Annotated in this window: 14 protein-coding genes and 2 rRNA genes; 11 read left to right on the plus strand and 5 right to left on the minus strand. The window is 44.4% G+C overall.

Going from position 1 to position 18,763, the window contains the following annotated elements; translation table 11 throughout:
* Nucleotides 1-12 precede the first annotated feature (12 nt).
* The 5 genes from W234_RS0107590 to W234_RS13835 all read left to right on the plus strand — a co-directional run bounded on the left by W234_RS0107590 (nt 13) and on the right by W234_RS13835 (nt 4,721).
* Nucleotides 13-2,873: ribosomal RNA gene (locus W234_RS0107590) — 23S ribosomal RNA — on the plus strand.
* A 148-nt stretch (nt 2,874-3,021) separates the two neighbouring features.
* Nucleotides 3,022-3,136, plus strand: a 5S ribosomal RNA gene (gene rrf / locus W234_RS0107595).
* A 253-nt stretch (nt 3,137-3,389) separates the two neighbouring features.
* Complete coding sequence (locus tag W234_RS0107600; protein ID WP_025646225.1) at nt 3,390-3,659, plus strand: hypothetical protein; 270 nt, start codon at nt 3,390-3,392, stop codon at nt 3,657-3,659.
* A 142-nt stretch (nt 3,660-3,801) separates the two neighbouring features.
* Entirely contained in the window at nt 3,802-4,026 is a 225-nt protein-coding gene (locus W234_RS14940; protein WP_198013356.1) for a hypothetical protein, read from the plus strand.
* A gap of 17 nt (nt 4,027-4,043) precedes the next feature.
* Nucleotides 4,044-4,721, plus strand: a complete 678-nt coding sequence (locus W234_RS13835) for a hypothetical protein (protein WP_198013357.1) — start codon at nt 4,044-4,046, stop codon at nt 4,719-4,721.
* A 70-nt stretch (nt 4,722-4,791) separates the two neighbouring features.
* Here W234_RS13835 and W234_RS0107610 read toward each other — a convergent pair whose 3' ends face one another.
* Complete coding sequence (locus W234_RS0107610) at nt 4,792-5,685, minus strand: pirin family protein (RefSeq protein ID WP_025646227.1); 894 nt, start codon at nt 5,683-5,685, stop codon at nt 4,792-4,794.
* A gap of 273 nt (nt 5,686-5,958) precedes the next feature.
* Between W234_RS0107610 and W234_RS0107615 the strand changes: the two genes are divergently transcribed.
* Nucleotides 5,959-7,011, plus strand: a complete 1,053-nt coding sequence (locus W234_RS0107615) for a 5'-nucleotidase (protein ID WP_025646230.1) — start codon at nt 5,959-5,961, stop codon at nt 7,009-7,011.
* Between the two features lie 87 nt (nt 7,012-7,098).
* The gene (locus W234_RS0107620) at nt 7,099-7,701 is read left to right on the plus strand and encodes a rhomboid family intramembrane serine protease (protein WP_025646232.1); all 603 of its coding nucleotides are present in this window, start codon (nt 7,099-7,101) and stop codon (nt 7,699-7,701) included.
* A 46-nt stretch (nt 7,702-7,747) separates the two neighbouring features.
* Here the strand turns inward: W234_RS0107620 and W234_RS0107625 are convergent, their stop codons facing one another.
* The 3 genes from W234_RS0107625 to W234_RS0107635 all read right to left on the minus strand — a co-directional run bounded on the left by W234_RS0107625 (nt 7,748) and on the right by W234_RS0107635 (nt 10,595).
* Nucleotides 7,748-8,293 carry a hypothetical protein gene (locus W234_RS0107625; protein ID WP_025646233.1) on the minus strand — a complete coding sequence of 182 codons (546 nt, stop codon included), beginning with the start codon at nt 8,291-8,293 and terminating at the stop codon, nt 7,748-7,750.
* 169 nt (nt 8,294-8,462) lie between these two features.
* Complete coding sequence (locus W234_RS0107630; protein ID WP_025646235.1) at nt 8,463-10,331, minus strand: sodium:solute symporter family protein; 1,869 nt, start codon at nt 10,329-10,331, stop codon at nt 8,463-8,465.
* Between the two features lie 3 nt (nt 10,332-10,334).
* Nucleotides 10,335-10,595 (minus strand): DUF4212 domain-containing protein, encoded by a 261-nt coding sequence (locus tag W234_RS0107635; protein WP_025646237.1) that lies wholly within the window; start codon nt 10,593-10,595, stop codon nt 10,335-10,337.
* A 752-nt stretch (nt 10,596-11,347) separates the two neighbouring features.
* Between W234_RS0107635 and W234_RS0107640 the strand changes: the two genes are divergently transcribed.
* Entirely contained in the window at nt 11,348-12,844 is a 1,497-nt protein-coding gene (locus tag W234_RS0107640) for an alanine/glycine:cation symporter family protein (protein WP_025646239.1), read from the plus strand.
* A 145-nt stretch (nt 12,845-12,989) separates the two neighbouring features.
* On the opposite strand, the gene W234_RS0107645 is transcribed toward W234_RS0107640, so the two are convergent.
* Nucleotides 12,990-14,627 (minus strand): electron transfer flavoprotein-ubiquinone oxidoreductase, encoded by a 1,638-nt coding sequence (locus W234_RS0107645; protein ID WP_037059361.1) that lies wholly within the window; start codon nt 14,625-14,627, stop codon nt 12,990-12,992.
* A gap of 751 nt (nt 14,628-15,378) precedes the next feature.
* On the opposite strand from W234_RS0107645, the gene W234_RS0107655 reads away from it, so the two are divergent.
* The 3 genes from W234_RS0107655 (at nt 15,379) to W234_RS0107665 (ending at nt 18,482) form a co-directional block, all read left to right on the plus strand.
* Nucleotides 15,379-16,023: a DUF1285 domain-containing protein gene (locus tag W234_RS0107655; RefSeq protein ID WP_413771574.1), complete on the plus strand. Its 645-nt coding sequence runs from the start codon at nt 15,379-15,381 to the stop codon at nt 16,021-16,023.
* A gap of 441 nt (nt 16,024-16,464) precedes the next feature.
* Nucleotides 16,465-17,295: a glutamate racemase gene (gene murI / locus W234_RS0107660; protein ID WP_037059363.1), complete on the plus strand. Its 831-nt coding sequence runs from the start codon at nt 16,465-16,467 to the stop codon at nt 17,293-17,295.
* Between the two features lie 167 nt (nt 17,296-17,462).
* Complete coding sequence (locus W234_RS0107665) at nt 17,463-18,482, plus strand: DUF4062 domain-containing protein (protein ID WP_025646247.1); 1,020 nt, start codon at nt 17,463-17,465, stop codon at nt 18,480-18,482.
* Nucleotides 18,483-18,763 lie beyond the last annotated feature (281 nt).

Consider the following 18,763-nt stretch of genomic DNA (forward strand, 5'->3'; position numbering starts at 1 on the left):
TTGGGGTTGTATGGTCAAGTAATTAAGCGCACATGGTGGATGCCTTGGCAGTCAGAGGCGATGAAAGACGTGACAGCCTGCGATAAGCTTCGGGGAGGCGGCAATATCCTGTGATCCGGAGATTTCTGAATGGGGAAACCCACCTAGCATAAGCTAGGTATCTTATACTTTGTATAAGAAGCGAACGAGGGGAAGTGAAACATCTCAGTACCCTTAGGAAGAGACATCAATTGAGATTCCCCAAGTAGCGGCGAGCGAACGGGGAGAAGCCGATTATCTTTAGAATAGAAGAACAGCGTGGGAAAGCTGACCATAGTAGGTGATAGTCCTGTATTTTAAATTCTGAAGATAACATATTAAGTAGAGCGGGGCACGAGAAATCCTGTTTGAAGATGGGGGGACCATCCTCCAAGGCTAAATACTCCTGACTGACCGATAGTGAACCAGTACCGTGAGGGAAAGGCGAAAAGAACCCCTGTGAGGGGAGTGAAATAGAACCTGAAACCGTGTGCGTACAAGCAGTGGGAGCCACCTTGCGTGGTGACCGCGTACCTTTTGTATAATGGGTCAGCGACTTATATTCTGTAGCAAGGTTAACCGTTAGGGGAGCCGTAGGGAAACCGAGTCTTAATAGGGCGTCATAGTTGCAGGGTATAGACCCGAAACCGAGTGATCTATCCATGAGCAGGTTGAAAGTGCCGTAACAGGCACCGGAGGACCGAACCCACTGTCGTTGAAAAGCCAGGGGATGACTTGTGGATAGGGGTGAAAGGCTAATCAAACTCGGTGATAGCTGGTTCTCCCCGAAAGCTATTTAGGTAGCGCCTCGGACGAACACCATTGGGGGTAGAGCACTGTTTCGGCTAGGGGGTCATACCGACTTACCAAACCGATGCAAACTCCGAATACCGATGAGTGATATCCGGGAGACACACAGTGGGTGCTAACGTCCATTGTGGAGAGGGAAACAACCCAGACCGCCAGCTAAGGCCCCAAATTCCTAGTTAAGTGGGAAACGAGGTGGGAAGGCATAGACAGCTAGGAGGTTGGCTTAGAAGCAGCCATCCTTTAAAGAAAGCGTAATAGCTCACTAGTCGAGTCGGCCCGCGCGGAAGATGTAACGGGGCTCAAACTAGGAGCCGAAGCTGCGGATTTGAAAATTGTTTTCAAGTGGTAGGGGAGCGTTGTGTAAGCCTGTGAAGGTGTGTTGTAAAGCATGCTGGAGGTATCACAAGAGCGAATGCTGACGTGAGTAACGATAATGCGAGTGAAAAGCTCGCACGCCGGAAGATCAAGGGTTCCAGTCCAACGTTAATCGGGGCTGGGTGAGTCGACCCCTAAGGCGAGGCCGAAAGGCGTAGTCGATGGGAAATCGGTTAATATTCCGATACTTGTTTATGATGCGATGGAGGGACGGAGAAGGTTATGTCAGCCTAGTGATGGTTATCTAGGTGAAAGGATGTAGGCTTGCAGCTTAGGTAAATCCGGGCTGCTATATGGTCGAGATCTGATAGCAAGTCCTACTTGTAGGACGAAGTGGCAAATACCAGGCTTCCAGGAAAAGCTTCTAAGCGATAGTCATAAACGAATCGTACCCTAAACCGACACAGGTGATCAGGTAGAGAATACCAAGGCGCTTGAGAGAACTCTGCTGAAGGAACTAGGCAAAATGGTACCGTAACTTCGGGAGAAGGTACGCTATTGGTGGTGATAGGACACGCTCCTTGAGCTGCTGGTAGTCGCAGATACCAGGCTGCTGCAACTGTTTATTAAAAACACAGCACTCTGCAAACACGAAAGTGGACGTATAGGGTGTGATGTCTGCCCGGTGCTGGAAGGTTAATTGATGGGCTTAGCGTATGCGAAGGTCTTGATCGAAGCCCCAGTAAACGGCGGCCGTAACTATAACGGTCCTAAGGTAGCGAAATTCCTTGTCGGGTAAGTTCCGACCTGCACGAATGACATAATGATGGCAGCGCTGTCTCCAGCAGAGACTCAGTGAAATCGAAATCGCAGTGAAGATGCTGTGTACCCGCGGCTAGACGGAAAGACCCCGTGAACCTTTACTACAGCTTTACATTGAACTTTGACCTGACTTGTGCAGGATAGGTGGGAGGCTTTGAAGCAGACACGCCAGTGTTTGTGGAGCCATCCTTGAAATACCACCCTGGTCATGTTGGGGTTCTAACTCAGGTATAACAATACCGAGGACAATGTATGGTGGGTAGTTTGACTGGGGCGGTCTCCTCCTAAAGAGTAACGGAGGAGTACGAAGGTGCGCTCAGACCGGTCGGAAATCGGTCGAAGAGTATAAAGGCAAAAGCGCGCTTAACTGCGAGACCCACAAGTCGAGCAGGTACGAAAGTAGGTCTTAGTGATCCGGTGGTTCTGTATGGAAGGGCCATCGCTCAACGGATAAAAGGTACTCTGGGGATAACAGGCTGATACCGCCCAAGAGTTCATATCGACGGCGGTGTTTGGCACCTCGATGTCGGCTCATCTCATCCTAGGGCTGAAGCAGGTCCTAAGGGTATGGCTGTTCGCCATTTAAAGAGGTACGCGAGCTGGGTTTAGAACGTCGTGAGACAGTTCGGTCCCTATCTACCGTGGGCGTTGGAAATTTGAGAGGATCTGCTCCTAGTACGAGAGGACCAGAGTGGACGAACCACTGGTGTTCGGGTTGTCATGCCAATGGCATTGCCCGGTAGCTACGTTCGGATGGGATAACCGCTGAAAGCATCTAAGCGGGAAGCCCACCTCAAGATTAGATTTCCCTAAAGAGCCGTTCAAGACTAGGACGTTGATAGGCAGGGTGTGGAAGCGCAGCGATGCGTGTAGCTAACCTGTACTAATTGCTCGTTTGGCTTGACCATACAACACCCAAGTGGTTTGTAGCTATCTATCAGAACTTGGTTCTATAGTTAGACAAGCATTATATCGATATCACCTTTATCCTTGATTCAGTTAGGATAAGTGATACTTATTAAAAGTCACACAACAGACTCATATCTAAACCCCTTTGCTGACGACAATAGCACGATGGCACCACCTGATCCCTTCCCGAACTCAGAAGTGAAACATCGTTGCGCCAATGGTAGTGTGGCTCCGGCCATGTGAGAGTAGGTCATCGTCAGCTCTCTATTCCTAAAAGCCCCCAACATATAAGTGTTGGGGGCTTTTTTTATATCCTATCTGAGTTTCGCTTTATTATTTACCAATGTTAACTAAAAAAATATTAGATAATCGGGCATCGTTTACAATCTAATATCATATAGATATAATTATTTTTAGTTGTTAGCAGTTTTCATTGGTAGATATCTATTGCACATTACTGAAATATTATTAATTACAATATCAAGATTACCTCTATTACTACAGGAAATAATATAATGACAGAACAAGTAAGTTGTACTGAGTGCGATAAAGAATATGATGGTTTAGAGTTCTCTTCCTGTCCTGATTGCGCAGAAGAAGAAGTTATATTTTGTGATGAATGTGGGCATGAGATTTTCTCAGAAGAAGAAGATTGTTCGTATTGTGATGAATGGGTAGTTCCTGAGGGAACCGAATGCGAGTTTTGCGAAGCAATAGCTACACGTTATGTCCAAGATCATCCAGTATGTGACGAACACTATGATGATGCTTATCCTATCGATTAAGTGAAATTTATGTTAGTTATCACTATTTATAAAGAATAATAGCCTATCCTGAGGTATTGATTCATTACCTAATACTATATTAATTAATCAAACTGAAGTATGAAAATTAGACAAGTTATAAATAAATATTAAATAGAGCGTAATGAAGTTAGTAGATGAAATTATTGAAATATTAAGCTCTGATAATGGTATTTTAAGCAATGCTCTAATCAAAACTAAGGTTCTTCTTCATAAGATGGGACATAAAGAATTAGTTATGTGGGTGAATAAAGAATTGAATGGATACAGCCAAGATGATGAATTACCTGATTACCGCATTATTCCAGCCCAAGTCGTGTTTCTGCAACAAATGGAGCTTACACAGTAAATTCGCACCCAATTCCTATGAATCATCTAGATAGAGAGTTTAAACATTCGTTAGAGGAAGCTAAAATAGATTATTCACTAGCTACCATTGAGAGAATGGTGATTGATAGCGATGATGTCATGCTTCATAGGCCATTGCCAATGGAGCTTAATGGATTGCTTGGAGAAGGTTTGGTCAATTCATATATAGTTCAAAGAGCATGGTCTGAAATACCAATAGCTAGTGTTTCAAATATTTTAATGCAGGTAAGATCACGTCTGCTAGATTTTGTTCTTGAGTTAAATTCTGAGTTTTCTGATATAGAATCTGACAAGGAACTAAAGGAAGCAGTTGGGAAATTCGACGCTTCAAACCTTTTTAACAATGCTATATTTGGAGATAATGTAACAATATTATTAGGCTCAGAAAATACTCAAAAAGTAACGAACAGCATCATAAAAAATGATTTTGAGGCTTTGTCTAAAGTTTTACAGGAAAATGGAGTTGATAAAAGTGACGTCGACTTGCTTAAAGATGCTATTGATAGTGATCAAAGTTTTTCTGTAACTGAAAAAGATAAATTTGGTCCTTCAGTCAAATCTTGGATGGAGTCAATGTTATCTAAAGCAATTAATACAAGTTGGCAGATTGAGTTAGGCGTAGCTGGAAGTTTGCTTGCTACAGCTTTGAATAATTATTATGGTTTGATTACATAAAAAAAGCCCATATTAGCAAATAATACGGGCTTTCACATTTAATAGAGTAGTTAACAAACTAGCCTAACCACTAAGCCCCTTCACCAAACTTACCACTTTGGAAATCAGTGACCGCTTGCATGATTTCTTGCTGACTGTTCATGACAAAGGGGCCATATTGCACAATCGGCTCGCGTAGTGGGCGACCCGTGATTAAGATCACTTTGGTATCCTCACTACTATCAGCAGTAATGGTAACGCCATCGGCATCTTCGTCATTTTTTAAGATAGCCATGGTTTTATTCGGCACGGTTTCGCCTTCGATATCTACCGTACCACGATAGACAAAGGTAAACGCATTGTGATCGGCTGGAATGGCTTGGCTAAAGCTCGTTCCTGCTGGTAGATGAATATCTAAATACGTCGGCTCAGTAATGTCGCGGGTGACTGCACCTTCTACGCCATGCGATCTACCCGCGATTACCGTAACGTCTACGCCATCTTCAGTTGTGTATTTAGGCAAGTCCTCACTTTGGAAATCTTTATACCAAGGGTCATGCATTTTATCTTTGGCAGGTAGATTAAGCCACAGCTGAAAGCCTTCCATCGCGCCGTCTTCTTGTTCCGGTAGCTCTGAATGGATCACACCGCTCGCCGCTGTCATCCACTGCACGCCGCCGTTCTGTAATAGCCCTTCGTTACCCGCGCTATCACGATGACGCATACGGCCTGTAATCATATAAGTAATGGTTTCAAAGCCGCGATGCGGGTGATTGGGGAACCCTGCGACATAATCATCTGGATTGTCACTTTTGAAGTTATCTAGCATCAAGTACGGATCGAGGCGCTGTTGCAGCTGCTGCGTCAGTACGCGAGTTAATTTAACACCAGCGCCGTCTTGGGTATCGACTCCAGCAAAAAGCTGCTCGATTTGACGCGATTGGGTCACAATATCTTTTTTACTATTCGCTACAGTATTATTCATTATTCTTTCCTGATTTTTTAATATCTGTTGGTGAGCATTGATTTATTACTCTTAGCTATTTATTTGAGGCCAAGGGGATATATTTCAATATTATTATATAGTTTATTTTAATAAATAATAATGATAATTAAGTGTTATTTAATAAATTATCAGTACAAAAGGGATTACTATTAAAGAGTTGCCAATAATAAAAATCTTACTTACCTACTGAGGTTTAATTGCTAAACTGATGAGCATTAACCAATACCATGCTTAGAATAGAGAACGGATAATATGGCAGTCGATTTAACCAATACTTTAATAGTGGCTATATCAGCGACAGCATTGTTTGATTTAACGGAGTCTGAGAACCACCTTTTACAGCTACTACAGCAGCGCCCTGACGAGGCAGTAAAGGATTTTCGCGATTATATGGCGAAGCGTGAAGATCAGCCATTAGATAGTGGTGCAGGATATCCATTAATCAAAGCGCTGCTGAATCTAAATAATTACTGTAACGACTGTCTATCAGCGGATTTAACGACCGAGTCGCCACTTGTGGAAGTCGTCATCGTCTCAAAGAGCAGTCCTGATACTGGCATTCAAGTGCTCAATGCCATTCGTGACAACGGTTTGAATATTTCACGTTCCGCCTTTGTATCCGGAAGTCCTGTCGCTCCATATATCAAAGATTTTAATGTCGATCTGTTTTTGACGACCAACCGTGAGGACGCTCAGCAAGTCGCCGATGCCAACATTTGCGCTTGTGCGATATTGGATGCCACTCCAGTCAATACTTACGAGCTGGATACCGATCAGCTACGCATTGCCTTCGATGGTGATGCGGTCTTATTTGACGACTCAGGGGAGCTATTGTATAAACAACAAGGCCTACAAGCTTTTCATGATAGGGAAGCTGAGATGATCGACTTACCGATCGAAAAGGGCCCTTATGCCGAGCTATTAATTAAGCTATCAAAGCTGCAGCAGCGCCTACCTGCCAAAGTGCATCACTGTCCGATTAAGATTGCTTTAGTGACGGCCCGCAATGCTCCTGCAGACCTGCGAGCGATAAAAACCTTGCGAGCTTGGGGCGTAGATGTGGATATGGCGTTCTTTTTGGGAGGGCTTGAGAAAACATCGGTGCTCAAAACCTTTGCCCCGCATATCTTCTTTGACGACTCTATAAAGCACATAGATGCGGCGCGGCGCTTTATGCCGACCGCTTTAGTCCCTTATCGTTCTACCTCGCTACTGCATGATAATAGCTATTTAGACTCCAGTGAGGTGGCGTCGACTTTGACCTTCAAGCCAACTGTGCAACCACTTTTTGCACTTAAGGTATGAGTCATTTCAGCTGGATACAATATAAAGTATTCTCACTGATGCTAACACTGTTTTGAAGGGTTATCAGTTAATGTTAAGAGGCAATCGATGAATTGGCAAGCTATACTATCTTTGGTTATAACACGCCTAAAGCAGGTCATAGGGCTATACGCTTTTGTATTGGTACCGATGTGGGGCATGTTTTTTCTGAATGAAAGCGTGCTATTTGGCTTATGGAATATCTTCGGTATTGTGCCGCGCACCCTAGATTTGGGTAGTATGATAGGCGTGATAGCGTCATGGACGATGCACGGTAATTTTGCTCATTTGATGGGCAATACTTTTATATTATTGCAGATATTGTTTTTGTTTGGGCTGTTTGAAAACAATGCTTATCGTACAATATTGAAGCTTATTGTCGCCTCAGGAGTGGCCACTTGGGTGATAGCATCACCCTTGACCATTCATATTGGCGCGTCGGGGTTATGTTTTGCGATGCTTGGCTATATGATAGGCGGCGCTGTTTTTGCACGGCGTTGGGGCTATTTGCTTGCTTGTATTGTGATGGGAGCAGGGTATTGGCTGACCATTAAACAAGGTCTAATGCCGCAGCCAGGGGTGTCTTTTGCAGCGCATTTCGGTGGTCTGTGCGCCGGATTACTAATAGGGGCCAACTCAAAGCACGCTTATAAAACGACTAAGCCGCTCTAAGCCAATTGGCTTGCAACAGCACGTGCCGCCTTTGTTGATAAAGCTCTTACGTCTGATCTGTGCAGACATTGATATATAATGGATCTTCTGTGCTTAATGGACGCCAGGCAGTCGTCTGCTTGACATGCTCATCGAGAGTCAGCTCGCTTGTCTTGTCTTGAAACACATAATCTGCGCGTGCAGGGGCAGCGCAGTTAATCACTTGCGGTATCTGCTGCACACTTCGACGTCTCTCAAACAAATATAAATTTACCAAGCGCATATCTGGATTATCTACGTGCATCGTAGCATTGCCGCTATCCGCCGCGATAAAACGCAGTATCTGCGGTTTTATATAAGACCAAGGACGAAACCATTCTGAGCTCTCGGCAGTTTTTACTACGGTTACGCCCTCAGGTAGCTTAGCGACTTGCTGATGGTACCAGTTGTACTCTTGATGAATCTGAAAACCAAAAATACCAATAGCGGCAAATAAAGGCACCAGCCATTTCGGCGCGCGCTTGCCTGCTATTTTGGTGAGATGAGTTATAACAAGGGCCAAACCTGCCATGCCAAAAGCGGCGGCTATGGTAGCGATAAACTCAAAAAGCATAGAACTTTCCTTAATGCGATCAGCACTGAATATAACCAAAACAGCTTAGAGAAAGTCTGTTTGTGCCAGTGCTAGTATAGTGATAAGCGAATAAAAAATCACTCACAAGCAGTTGCTGCCTGTGAGTGATAGATAAATAACCGATAGATTTCACTGTTTATACAATAGCTTAGTGGTCGATTGCGCCGCCAGCTCCACGCGGAGAACGTACGCTCTCTACTAGCTCTTGAATGTGCAGTGGTGGTGCTTTGGTTGCGTAAGACACCGCGAAGGCTACGGCAAAGTTCAGTATCGCACCGATAGCACCAAAGGATAATGGTGAGATGCCAAACAACCAGTACTCTGCAGTATCAGGGAAGTTCGCCGTACCACTAATGAAGAACCAACCTTTGAAGACAAAGATGTAAACTAAGGTTGTGAGTAGACCGGTGAGCATCCCGCAGATAGCGCCTAAGTTATTAATACGCTTAGAGAAAATACCCATCATCAGTACTGGGAACAAGGATGCTCCAGCAATACCAAAGGCAAGAGCAACCACCTGTGCTGCAAACCCTGGCGGATTGAGTCCGAGCCAAGTTGCGACGACAATGGCAACTGCCATAGAGATACGAGCGACTTGCAACTCGCCTTTATCGGTGATGTTTGGATTAAGATTACGCTTAATTAAATCATGACTGATAGCGGATGAAATCGCAAGGAGTAGGCCGGCTGCTGTCGATAGTGCAGCGGCAAGGCCACCTGCAGCGATCAGACCGATAACCCAAGGTGGTAGCTGCGCAATCTCTGGGTTAGCGAGTACTAAGATGTCATTGTTCACATCCAGCTCGTTACCTGCCCAGCCAGCATCAGCAAAACGTCCATCAAGTGCAGTATCGTTGGCAACACGAGCCTCTTCGACGGCTGTAGTAGCCGCGCCAACATCACCACCTTCGGTTTCGGCATTGGTTAAAGCCAGCTCCGCTGCGCCAAGGCCACTATCGTTATACATCTGAATGCGGCCGTCATTGTTGAGATCGTTGTACTTAATCAGTCCCGTATCTTCCCATGTACGCATCCAATCTGGACGTTGGTCATACTCTAAAGGTGCTTCTGCAACCCCTTGTGGATAGACCGTATCAATGAGGTTTAGACGAGCCATCGCACCTACCGCTGGAGCGGTAAAGTACAATAGCGAGATGAATACTAGTGTCCAACCCGCTGTCCAACGTGCATCGGCCACTTTAGGAACGGTGAAAAAGCGAATGATAACGTGCGGTAGGCCAGCTGTACCAATCATCAATGATAAGGTAAACAGCACCATATTGAGCTTGTTCGGGACGTCAGCGGTATAAGCGGTAAAGCCTAAGTCAGTGACGACTTGATCAAGCTTAGTTAAGATAGGAATGCCTGACTCAACATGGTTTGAGAACAAGCCTAGACCTGGGATTGGGTTACCGGTTAATTCTAGCGAGATAAAGACTGCTGGAATGGTATAAGCAATCATTAGCACCACGTACTGTGCTACCTGCGTGTAAGTAATCCCTTTCATACCGCCTAATACGGCATAGAAGAAGACAACGACAGCGGCGATGATCAGTCCGGTATCGTTTTCAACTTCTAAGAAACGAGAGAAAGCAACACCAGCACCTGTCATCTGACCGATAACGTAAGTGGTGGAGGCGACAATCAAACAAACCACCGCAATCATAGCGGCGGTCTTAGAATAAAAGCGATCGGCAATGAAGTCTGGAACCGTAAACTTACCGAATTTACGTAAGTATGGGGCAAGCAACATAGCGAGTAGTACATAACCGCCTGTCCAGCCCATCAAATAAGTTGAAGCACCATAACCACCAGCAGCAATCAAACCTGCCATGGAGATAAAGGACGCCGCACTCATCCAGTCAGCAGCGGTAGCCATACCGTTTACAACTGGATGCACGCCGCCGCCTGCAACATAAAACTCACTGGTTGAACCAGCACGTGCCCAAATCGCGATACCGAAGTACAGCGCGAAAGACGCCCCTACAAAAATAATATTAATCAGATATTGGCTCATGCTCTACTCCTCGTCTACGCCGTATTGTTTATCCAACTTATTCATACGCCACGCGTAGAAGAAAATTAGAATGATAAATACGGCAATGGAACCTTGCTGAGCGAACCAAAAGCCTAAGTCAGTACCACCGATTCTGATACCTGCTAAGAGGGGACGCAATAAAATTGCGAATCCATAAGAACATAGTGCCCAAATGACTAGGCTACCTAAAATGAGACGGACATTGGCGCGCCAATAACCGGATGGATCGTTGTGGTTCTCCATAGGACAACTCCTTTTGCCTAACAATAAAACAAGATGGTCGAGCCGCTGCTAATGAGTCATATTGACTTAACGATTGAGAGTTAACACTCGCGGCTTAACGTCTATCGCATTCATAACTCAGTGCTATCTATATAAAGCTGAACCATTTTGGCTCTAAAGACTTATTCGACTCTCAATACTTATATAGAGGTTACAAGTATAGAGGGTACAAGCATAACGACTAACGGCTTACTTAACCAGTTTTATCAAACATTAATTGATATATGACAGTGTCATCACATATAAGCGTCGTCAAATCACAATAACATTTGCACATTTAAACATTCGTTATTGTCTTGCTTGCCGATGACTATACTGAACAGTCATAAACTTATTAGGAATATATACAAAAATGAGTCAATTAACAATACGTAATTTAAAATTACTTTGTGGTAACGGTATTCTTAAACTGTAAATAAAAATAAGTTATGAGATGAGTTAAAGGCGCAAAGACAGGTATACTGTACTCTTGACAAGATAGATTAAAGTGATAAAGCAAATAAGACAACGAAGTTTAGAATAAATAGTTGTCATTTATTTAGTAAATACTTATACAAATACTATCTTTTGATGTGATTAGGATAGCTCACTTTTATTTGCTAAGGTTGTTTTAGATATCTAGACAATAAATTATTTTTGTGATAGGGAAAATTGATACACAGTGGTTTTATGGATAAATACTGGTATCGATAATAAAGAGAATAGGTGACACCATGGGTGGAAGTATTGCGGAGTGGTTCAACAGTATAGTGAACTACGGTGTGAGTATTATTTGGGGTAATAATGATTGGTTGATCGCTAGCAATCCATGGTATGGCTTGTTGATGTTTGTACTGATTGGCGCGGGTCTGTACTTTACGGTAGTGACACGTTTTATGCAGTTTCGGCATTTTGGACATATGTGGAAGCTGTTATGGGTGTCTAATCAAGGACGCAAAGATGGCGGCATCAGCTCTTTTGAAGCCTTGATGACATCGCTAGCTGCGCGCGTCGGTACTGGTAACTTAGCTGGGGTGGCGATTGCTATCTATTTAGGCGGTCCGGGCGCTATCTTTTGGATGTGGATGACGGCAATAGTCGGTATGTCGACCAGCTTTATCGAATCGACTTTAGCGCAGGCTTACAAAGTACCCCATACGGATAATGTCTATCGCGGCGGTCCTGCGTATTATATCGAAAAAGGTCTAGGCAAGCGCTGGATGGCGGTATTTTTCTCCGTTTGTCTGCTAATTGCTTTTGGCTTAGCATTCAATGGCGTGCAGTCTAATACGATCGCGCAAGCGACGAATGAAGCTTTTGGTATTCCGACTTGGATGACCGGTTTGTTGTTAGTAGTGTTAGTGGCACCAGTAGTATTCGGTGGTCTACGCTCAGTGGCGCGTATTGCAGGTAAAATCGTTCCGATAATGGCGATTTTGTATATCTTATTAGCGCTGTTTATTATCATTACTAACTTTAGCCAGTTTCCTGCAGCGATTGCTTTAATAGTCAAATCCGCATTTGGTTTTGAGCAGGCCGCGGGCGGAGTGTTAGGTTATGGTATCGCTCAAGCTATCATTAATGGGATTAAGCGTGGTCTATTCTCTAACGAAGCGGGTATGGGTTCAGCGCCCAATGCGGCGGCTACTGCCCAAACCAATCCCAATCATCCAGCGGTGCAAGGCTTTATGCAGATGCTTGGGGTGTTTATGGATACGCTAGTTATCTGTACGGCCACCGCTTCGATTATCATATTGTCAGGCGTGGTGGACCCCAATGTCGAGCAAGAAGGTATTCAGCTCACGCAGTTGGCTCTATCTCAGTACGTCGGTGATTGGGGTGTTATCTTCGTGGCCATTGCGATTTTCTTCTTCTCGTTTACTTCCATCATTGCTAATTATAGCTATGGTGAGTCTAATCTTGAGTTCATCTCTGGTAGTAAAAATGCCAAGGTGATGATTATGATCTTCCGCTTTATGGTTTTAGCAATGGTATTTGTCGGCGCTATTGCCAGCTTGCCTGCCATATGGAACTTTGCTGATCTATCAATGGGACTTATGGCATTGACCAACTTAATCGCTATTATGTTGTTATCGCCAGTGGCACTTAGAATACTGCGTGATTATGAGAATCAGGTCAAAGCGGGCAAGACTGGCGATCAAATCAAATTTGATCCAGATGATTTTGTTAAATTAAAAGACGAGGCCAACCGTGATGCTTGGATTGACTAAGCGTTAACTGGGCGTTGCCGAGACGTTATCTTTACTTTGCATAAGCATAAAAAAACCGCTCTTAGATAAGAGCGGTTTTTTAGTGTTGTTTCCCTAAAAGCCAGTGCTTGCCTGTTTGGCTAGTTCTTACATGTTCGGATAGTGCTTACATGTTCGGATAGTTAGGACCACCGCCGCCTTCTGGGGTTACCCAAGTGATGTTCTGCGAGGGGTCTTTGATATCGCAAGTTTTACAATGCACACAGTTTTGCGCATTGATAACGAACTTAGCGCCTTCGGCATCTTTCACCACTTCATAAACTCCAGCTGGGCAGTATAAACGCGCAGGCTCAGCATATAAGGGTAAGTTAATAGCGATAGGTACCGTTGGATCTGTCAGCTTTAAGTGTACCGGCTGATCTTCTGCATGGTTGGTATTTGAGATAAATACGGAGGAAAGTTTATCAAAGATAAGCTTACCATCAGGCTTAGGATAAGTAGGCTGATATGCATGAGCTGCACGCTCTAAGTGATGATAGTCATGCGAGTTATCATGAATCGTCAAAGGCATCTTACCACCAAGCAGGTTTTGATCGATAAAGTTGAACGCGCCGCCCATCCATTGACCCATACGGTGCATAGCCGGCGAGAAGTTACGTGCCTCATAGTTATCTTGATACAACCAAGACTCTTTGTACATCGTACTATAAGCGACTACTTCATCATGCTGACGGCCGGCTTCTATCGCTTCGAAGATAGCTTCAGCAGCGAGCATACCCGACTTCATAGAAGTATGCGTACCTTTGATTTTGGCTGGGTTTAAGAAACCAGCGTCATCCCCTGCTAACACGCCACCTGGGAAGGTAAACTTGGGTAAAGAATTGAGGCCACCTTTGGTCAGCGCTCGTGCTCCATATGAGATACGCTCGCCGCCTTCTAAGATATTGCGAATAAGTGGATGCAGTTTTAGGCGCTGCATCTCATCGAACGGTGACATATACGGGTTAGAATAAGATAAGTCAATGACCATACCGAAGCTGACTTGATTGTTTTCGGCATGATAGAGCCACCAACCACCAGAAGATCCGGTATCACTCAACGGCCAACCAGAGCCATGCAGTACCACGCCTTCTTCATGCTTAGCAGGATCGATGTCCCAAAGCTCTTTTAGGCCAATACCATAATGCTGTGGGTCAGAGTCATTATCAAGTCCGAAACGGCTGATCAAACGTTTGCCTAGATGGCCGCGGCTACCTTCGCTGAAGATAGTGTATTTTGCTAGGAGCTCATAACCAGGCTCAAAGCTTGGCTTCTCTTCACCGTCAGCGGCAACACCCATATCGCCAGTCAAGATACCTTTGACCGAACCATCATCATTATAGAGAATATCAGCAGCAGGGAAGCCTGGGAACATCATCACTTCAAGCTCTTCAGCTTGCTCAGCGAGCCAACGTACGACATTACCTAGTGAGACGATGTAATTACCGTCATTATGCATGAGGGCTGGAACCACTGAATCCATAAGCTTTGTGGCTTTGGTCGCCGAACCAAGCATATAAACGCGATCTTCAATCGCAGGGACATTAAGCGGTGCGCCTTTCTCTTTCCAGTCCGGAATCAGCTCATCTAGGGCGCGCGGCTCGATAACCGCGCCTGATAAGATATGCGCGCCAAACTCAGAGCCTTTTTCGACCACGCAAACCATAAACTCATCGTTACCCGCTGCGATAGCCTGTTGACGCAGACGAATAGCAGCAGATAGGCCAGCGGGTCCGCCGCCGACAACGATAACATCAAACTCCATTGATTCGCGTTCAATCTCGGGTTCTGGCTCAGGCTCAGGTGCTTGTACAACTGCTTCTTCAGTAACGGGCTCTTCGACAACCGGTTCTTCTACAGCTGTTTCCTCGACAACTGGCTCTTCGGCAACTGGCTCTTCGGCAACTGGCTCTTCGGCAACTACGAGTTCCTCGACAACGGGCTCTTCGGCAACTACAGGTTCTTCGACAACCACTTCTTCGGCGACTGGCTCTGCCACTACTTCTGCTTTATCCACCGAATTCGCTTCTACTTCAGTAGCTTCTGTCGTTACCACCTCATTAGTGATATCAGATTCTGCATCTACAACTGGCACTTGCTTGTCTTGTTCTTGCATACCTACTCCTAAATTCTTAGTGGCTTATCTCAGAACATTATTCGCAATGTCATTGAATAAGACTTGCTCTATTTACTGTCTAAGATATTGGGCTACTCGATAAAGCTGTCTTTGTGATCGTAATTGAAGGGACGCTCACACAACTGGTTCAAAAAATCGTTACTCATTATAAAAGAAAAACACCACAAACACGATACGCATTTATGGACATCAATGCTAAGGTGAAGCGTAAACGCTATCATGAATATAAAGATATTGAGCCGTTTGACCTAAAACTAAAACGTATCACTCAATAATCTATAGCAAACTTTAATGAATAGTAAATCGCTAACAAGGAAACTGCCTTATGGATAAGAGTAATAAATCCGACAGAAAAAATACTGACGATACCGCCAAAGCCATGCAGGATATACCATCGGACCTAACTAACATGGAGGCGCTTAGCCACTATTTAAAGTCATCAGCAGGCTCTCGTCAAGGTCGTAGTATACCGCCGTTAGAAAAATGGCATCCTGAACAGGTTATGGATATGGACCTTGTGATAAAAGCCAATGGCGAATGGTGGCACGAAGGTACACATATGACGCGTGAGTCACTAGTCAGTCTATTTGCAACTATTTTATGGAAAGAAGATCAAGGCGGCAAAGCAGAGTATTTTCTGAAAACGCCAGTACAAAAACTGCGGATTAAAGTCGAAGACGCGCCGCTGCTCATCAATGATGTCGGTATCGTCAACGAAGAAGGCGTCAGCTGGCTTGAATTTACCACCTCAACCGGTGATGTCGTCCGCCTAGATCCCGAGCATCCTATAGAGCTACGGGCTTTTTATACTGATAGCAAAGACGATTCTCACACTCACAATGATGCTGATGAGCAAATTCGCCCTTATATGATGGTGCGTAATGGTCTAGAGGCGCTGATCGGTCGCAATGCTTTTTATCATTTAACAGATATCGGTACGCTGAGCGAGCAGGCAGGAACGACGATTTTGACCTTACAAAGTGGTGGTCAAGAGTATCAGCTCTCCATGCCTGAAGATGAGTAGCTAAATAGGTATCTTCTCTAAGCTCTTCTCTAAGTTAAGGATGCTAATTTTTGGCTTAGTCGTCGGCTTTTAAGGTTTTTTGGTAATATTTGCCAAACCCAAAACTCATTTCATCCTCTGTTAACTATGTTTTGTCGAGATTGATAATAAATCATCGTTATCTAGTATATACTCTTCATCTAATAAAAGTGCCAGTACGCTAGGATATGGATAACCGGCGATAGTTAAGCTATGAGGCGACTTGAGCATATCAAAGGCGAGTGGTAAATGACGACGCTATGGCTAACGGTTTAGAGCTCATTATTGATGACACTACTATTTATAAAAAATATGGCCAAAATGAATAACCAAGCAGCATCTAATGGCGAGCTAAGCAATGCTCGTACTATAAATAAGATAGATAATGCGCTAAACGCGGCCTCAACTTGCGTACCAGAGCACATGTCAAATCAAGCGCTTAATGAAGCACCAATAGGCGTCTTTGATTCAGGTATAGGCGGCTTGTCTGTGTATCTGCATTTGTCTCAACAGCTCCCTGCCGAGCGTTATTTGTATTATGCCGATACCAAGCACGTCCCGTATGGTAATCGCGACAGCCAAGATATCCAAGTATTGACGCTAACCGCAGTGCAGTGGTTATATGAGCAAGGTTGCAAGCTTATCGTCATCGCTTGCAATAGCGCGTCTGCGCATGCGCTGACGACAGCCCGCGAGCGCTACCCGCAGATACCTATTGTAGGGTTAGTGCCAGCGCTCAAGCCTGCGGTGTTAGGTAGCCTTAGCGGCCGTGTCGCTGTTATGGCAACCAAAGCGACTCTTGAGGGGACTTTACTCAATCAAGTCATCAAAGAGGTGGCTAAGCCAAACAACATAACAGTGAGCAAATACTTCGATCCAGAATTAGTGCCGTGGGTTGAGGCGGGGATGCCTATCATCTCGCCAACGGCTCTTCGCTTGCGGCAACAGCTACAGCAATTGGCCGATGACGGTATTGACTATTTAGTGCTAGGCTGTACGCACTATCCCTTTTTTAGGGAGTTTTTGTTGCAAGCGATAGCTGAGCAACAGCTGCCGATTACGGTAGTAGATTCAGGACAGGCAATCGCTGCTCGAGTGCGATCCTTGCTAATAGAAAAACAGCTGTTAGCGGCGTCAGATAACACTGAGATGAACAACGCATTAATGCTTTATGCCAGTAAGTATGATGAGACTTTGGGTCAAGTTATCAAGCGCCTGCTTGGTGAGCGCATCAATATTCAATACGTCGCCTAATAAGAAAAATATCTAAAAACTCGGTTGAGTATTGAAAAAACGCCTAACTGTATTGTGTTAGGATAAATATATAATAATAAAGCCGTGTTTAGACACTATGCAAGTAGCAAGTATGATTGCAAGCATAAGTGAGAGCATGAGCATCGCTAAATACTGTAGAGGTCACTTTGTCAAACCGTCGATATCACATTCATGTTATCTGCGTTGCCCACAGTCAGCCCCTGATTTTGGACAGTTTGGCAGTGTTTTTTCAGTCGCGGGCATTTCTGACGTATGATCTCTCAACGCATCTATCACAGTCAGCGTTATACGGTCGGCAATGCGTTGATGCTTGTGATTATGTACTGATGGTGATTGGCGATAGCTATGGCGCGGTACAAAATACCGGTTTTAGTCAAATGCATTTGAGTTACTTCAATGCCAAGGCTTGTATCAAGCCTATGATGACGCTCATAAAAAGACATTATGATCCGGACGTGGTCAGTGAGTCCCTCAAAGGTTTTATTCGTATGGTAGAGCAAAAAAACAATCAGGTGCACTATTATGACGACAATACAGACATTAAGCAGCTATTACATAATATACACGCTGATATGATAGAAAAGTCGAATTTAGCGCCAAAGTGGATAAAGGTTAGGGACCTTGACAGTAACACGGCGGCGAATACTCAAGGAAATTTAAACCCTCAAGCAAGTCATCTAGCACATGCTCGTCATCAGACTAATAGCCATCAGACTAATAATAGTTTTGAAGCTAGCGATAGAGTCACTACAACGATCGAGCTGAGCGCAGCTTTCGATATCGAATATAGTGCTCAAGCCTACGAGGATGGTAATTTAACTGACGTTATGATGACCATGTCGCTCACTTGGCAAGATGTTTTGCTAGCTTTAGGCGGCATGCCTGCTGTTTTTTCAAGTTATGGTCTGCAAAGTCAGTTCAACCGGTTAATTGCCGCTAAGGCTGAGCGTGATATCAAACGGCTGATGCCTAAAGTTCATGCTGTCGCTCGCTGTCAGATTATAAAGAGCGATTTAGATAAGCTGCAACGACTACTAGTAGCCGCCAACTGGATTCAGATAAAAAGCGCCGGCTCTGGGGTACGATCTACGAAGGAGCTTTGGAGTCTGACTTTTTATGCCAAAAAGTTATTAGCAGAAAATAAAGCCAGCGATAATGATAAATAACACTCCTCTACTCAAAATTAGCACGCGCCGCTTATCGGCATTCCGCACAAGATCCTATCGTCTATAACACCTTCTACCACCGAAAAATACCGCTAAGCATTTGTTAACATTGTAATAGAGTCGAGCAGAGCTACGTTTCGTAATACAAAGCATACGTGCCAACGCTTGTTAAACTTGACTATATTCATAATAATAGGAATGACTATCAGACGAAATAGCTGTTATTAAACAATCGTATTAAATGATCGTATGGAATGATTGTATTAAGTGGCTGTTATAAA

The sequence above is a fragment of the Psychrobacter sp. TB15 genome (assembly GCF_000511655.1).
Classification (GTDB): Bacteria; Pseudomonadota; Gammaproteobacteria; order Pseudomonadales; family Moraxellaceae; genus Psychrobacter; species Psychrobacter submarinus.

What these genes read in the sequence shown, in the direction of transcription:
- W234_RS0107610 (WP_025646227.1), bottom strand. Translation starts at nt 5,685, where the DNA reads ATGAATAATACTGTAGCGAATAGTAAAAAAGATATTGTGACCCAATCG.
- murI (WP_037059363.1), top strand. Translation starts at nt 16,465, where the DNA reads ATGTCAAATCAAGCGCTTAATGAAGCACCAATAGGCGTCTTTGATTCA.
- W234_RS0107635 (WP_025646237.1), bottom strand. Translation starts at nt 10,595, where the DNA reads ATGGAGAACCACAACGATCCATCCGGTTATTGGCGCGCCAATGTCCGT.
- W234_RS0107600 (WP_025646225.1), top strand. Translation starts at nt 3,390, where the DNA reads ATGACAGAACAAGTAAGTTGTACTGAGTGCGATAAAGAATATGATGGT.
- W234_RS14940 (WP_198013356.1), top strand. Translation starts at nt 3,802, where the DNA reads ATGAAGTTAGTAGATGAAATTATTGAAATATTAAGCTCTGATAATGGT.
- W234_RS0107615 (WP_025646230.1), top strand. Translation starts at nt 5,959, where the DNA reads ATGGCAGTCGATTTAACCAATACTTTAATAGTGGCTATATCAGCGACA.
- W234_RS13835 (WP_198013357.1), top strand. Translation starts at nt 4,044, where the DNA reads ATGAATCATCTAGATAGAGAGTTTAAACATTCGTTAGAGGAAGCTAAA.
- W234_RS0107630 (WP_025646235.1), bottom strand. Translation starts at nt 10,331, where the DNA reads ATGAGCCAATATCTGATTAATATTATTTTTGTAGGGGCGTCTTTCGCG.
- W234_RS0107655 (WP_413771574.1), top strand. Translation starts at nt 15,379, where the DNA reads ATGCAGGATATACCATCGGACCTAACTAACATGGAGGCGCTTAGCCAC.
- W234_RS0107640 (WP_025646239.1), top strand. Translation starts at nt 11,348, where the DNA reads ATGGGTGGAAGTATTGCGGAGTGGTTCAACAGTATAGTGAACTACGGT.
- W234_RS0107625 (WP_025646233.1), bottom strand. Translation starts at nt 8,293, where the DNA reads ATGCTTTTTGAGTTTATCGCTACCATAGCCGCCGCTTTTGGCATGGCA.
- W234_RS0107620 (WP_025646232.1), top strand. Translation starts at nt 7,099, where the DNA reads ATGAATTGGCAAGCTATACTATCTTTGGTTATAACACGCCTAAAGCAG.
- W234_RS0107645 (WP_037059361.1), bottom strand. Translation starts at nt 14,627, where the DNA reads ATGGAGTTTGATGTTATCGTTGTCGGCGGCGGACCCGCTGGCCTATCT.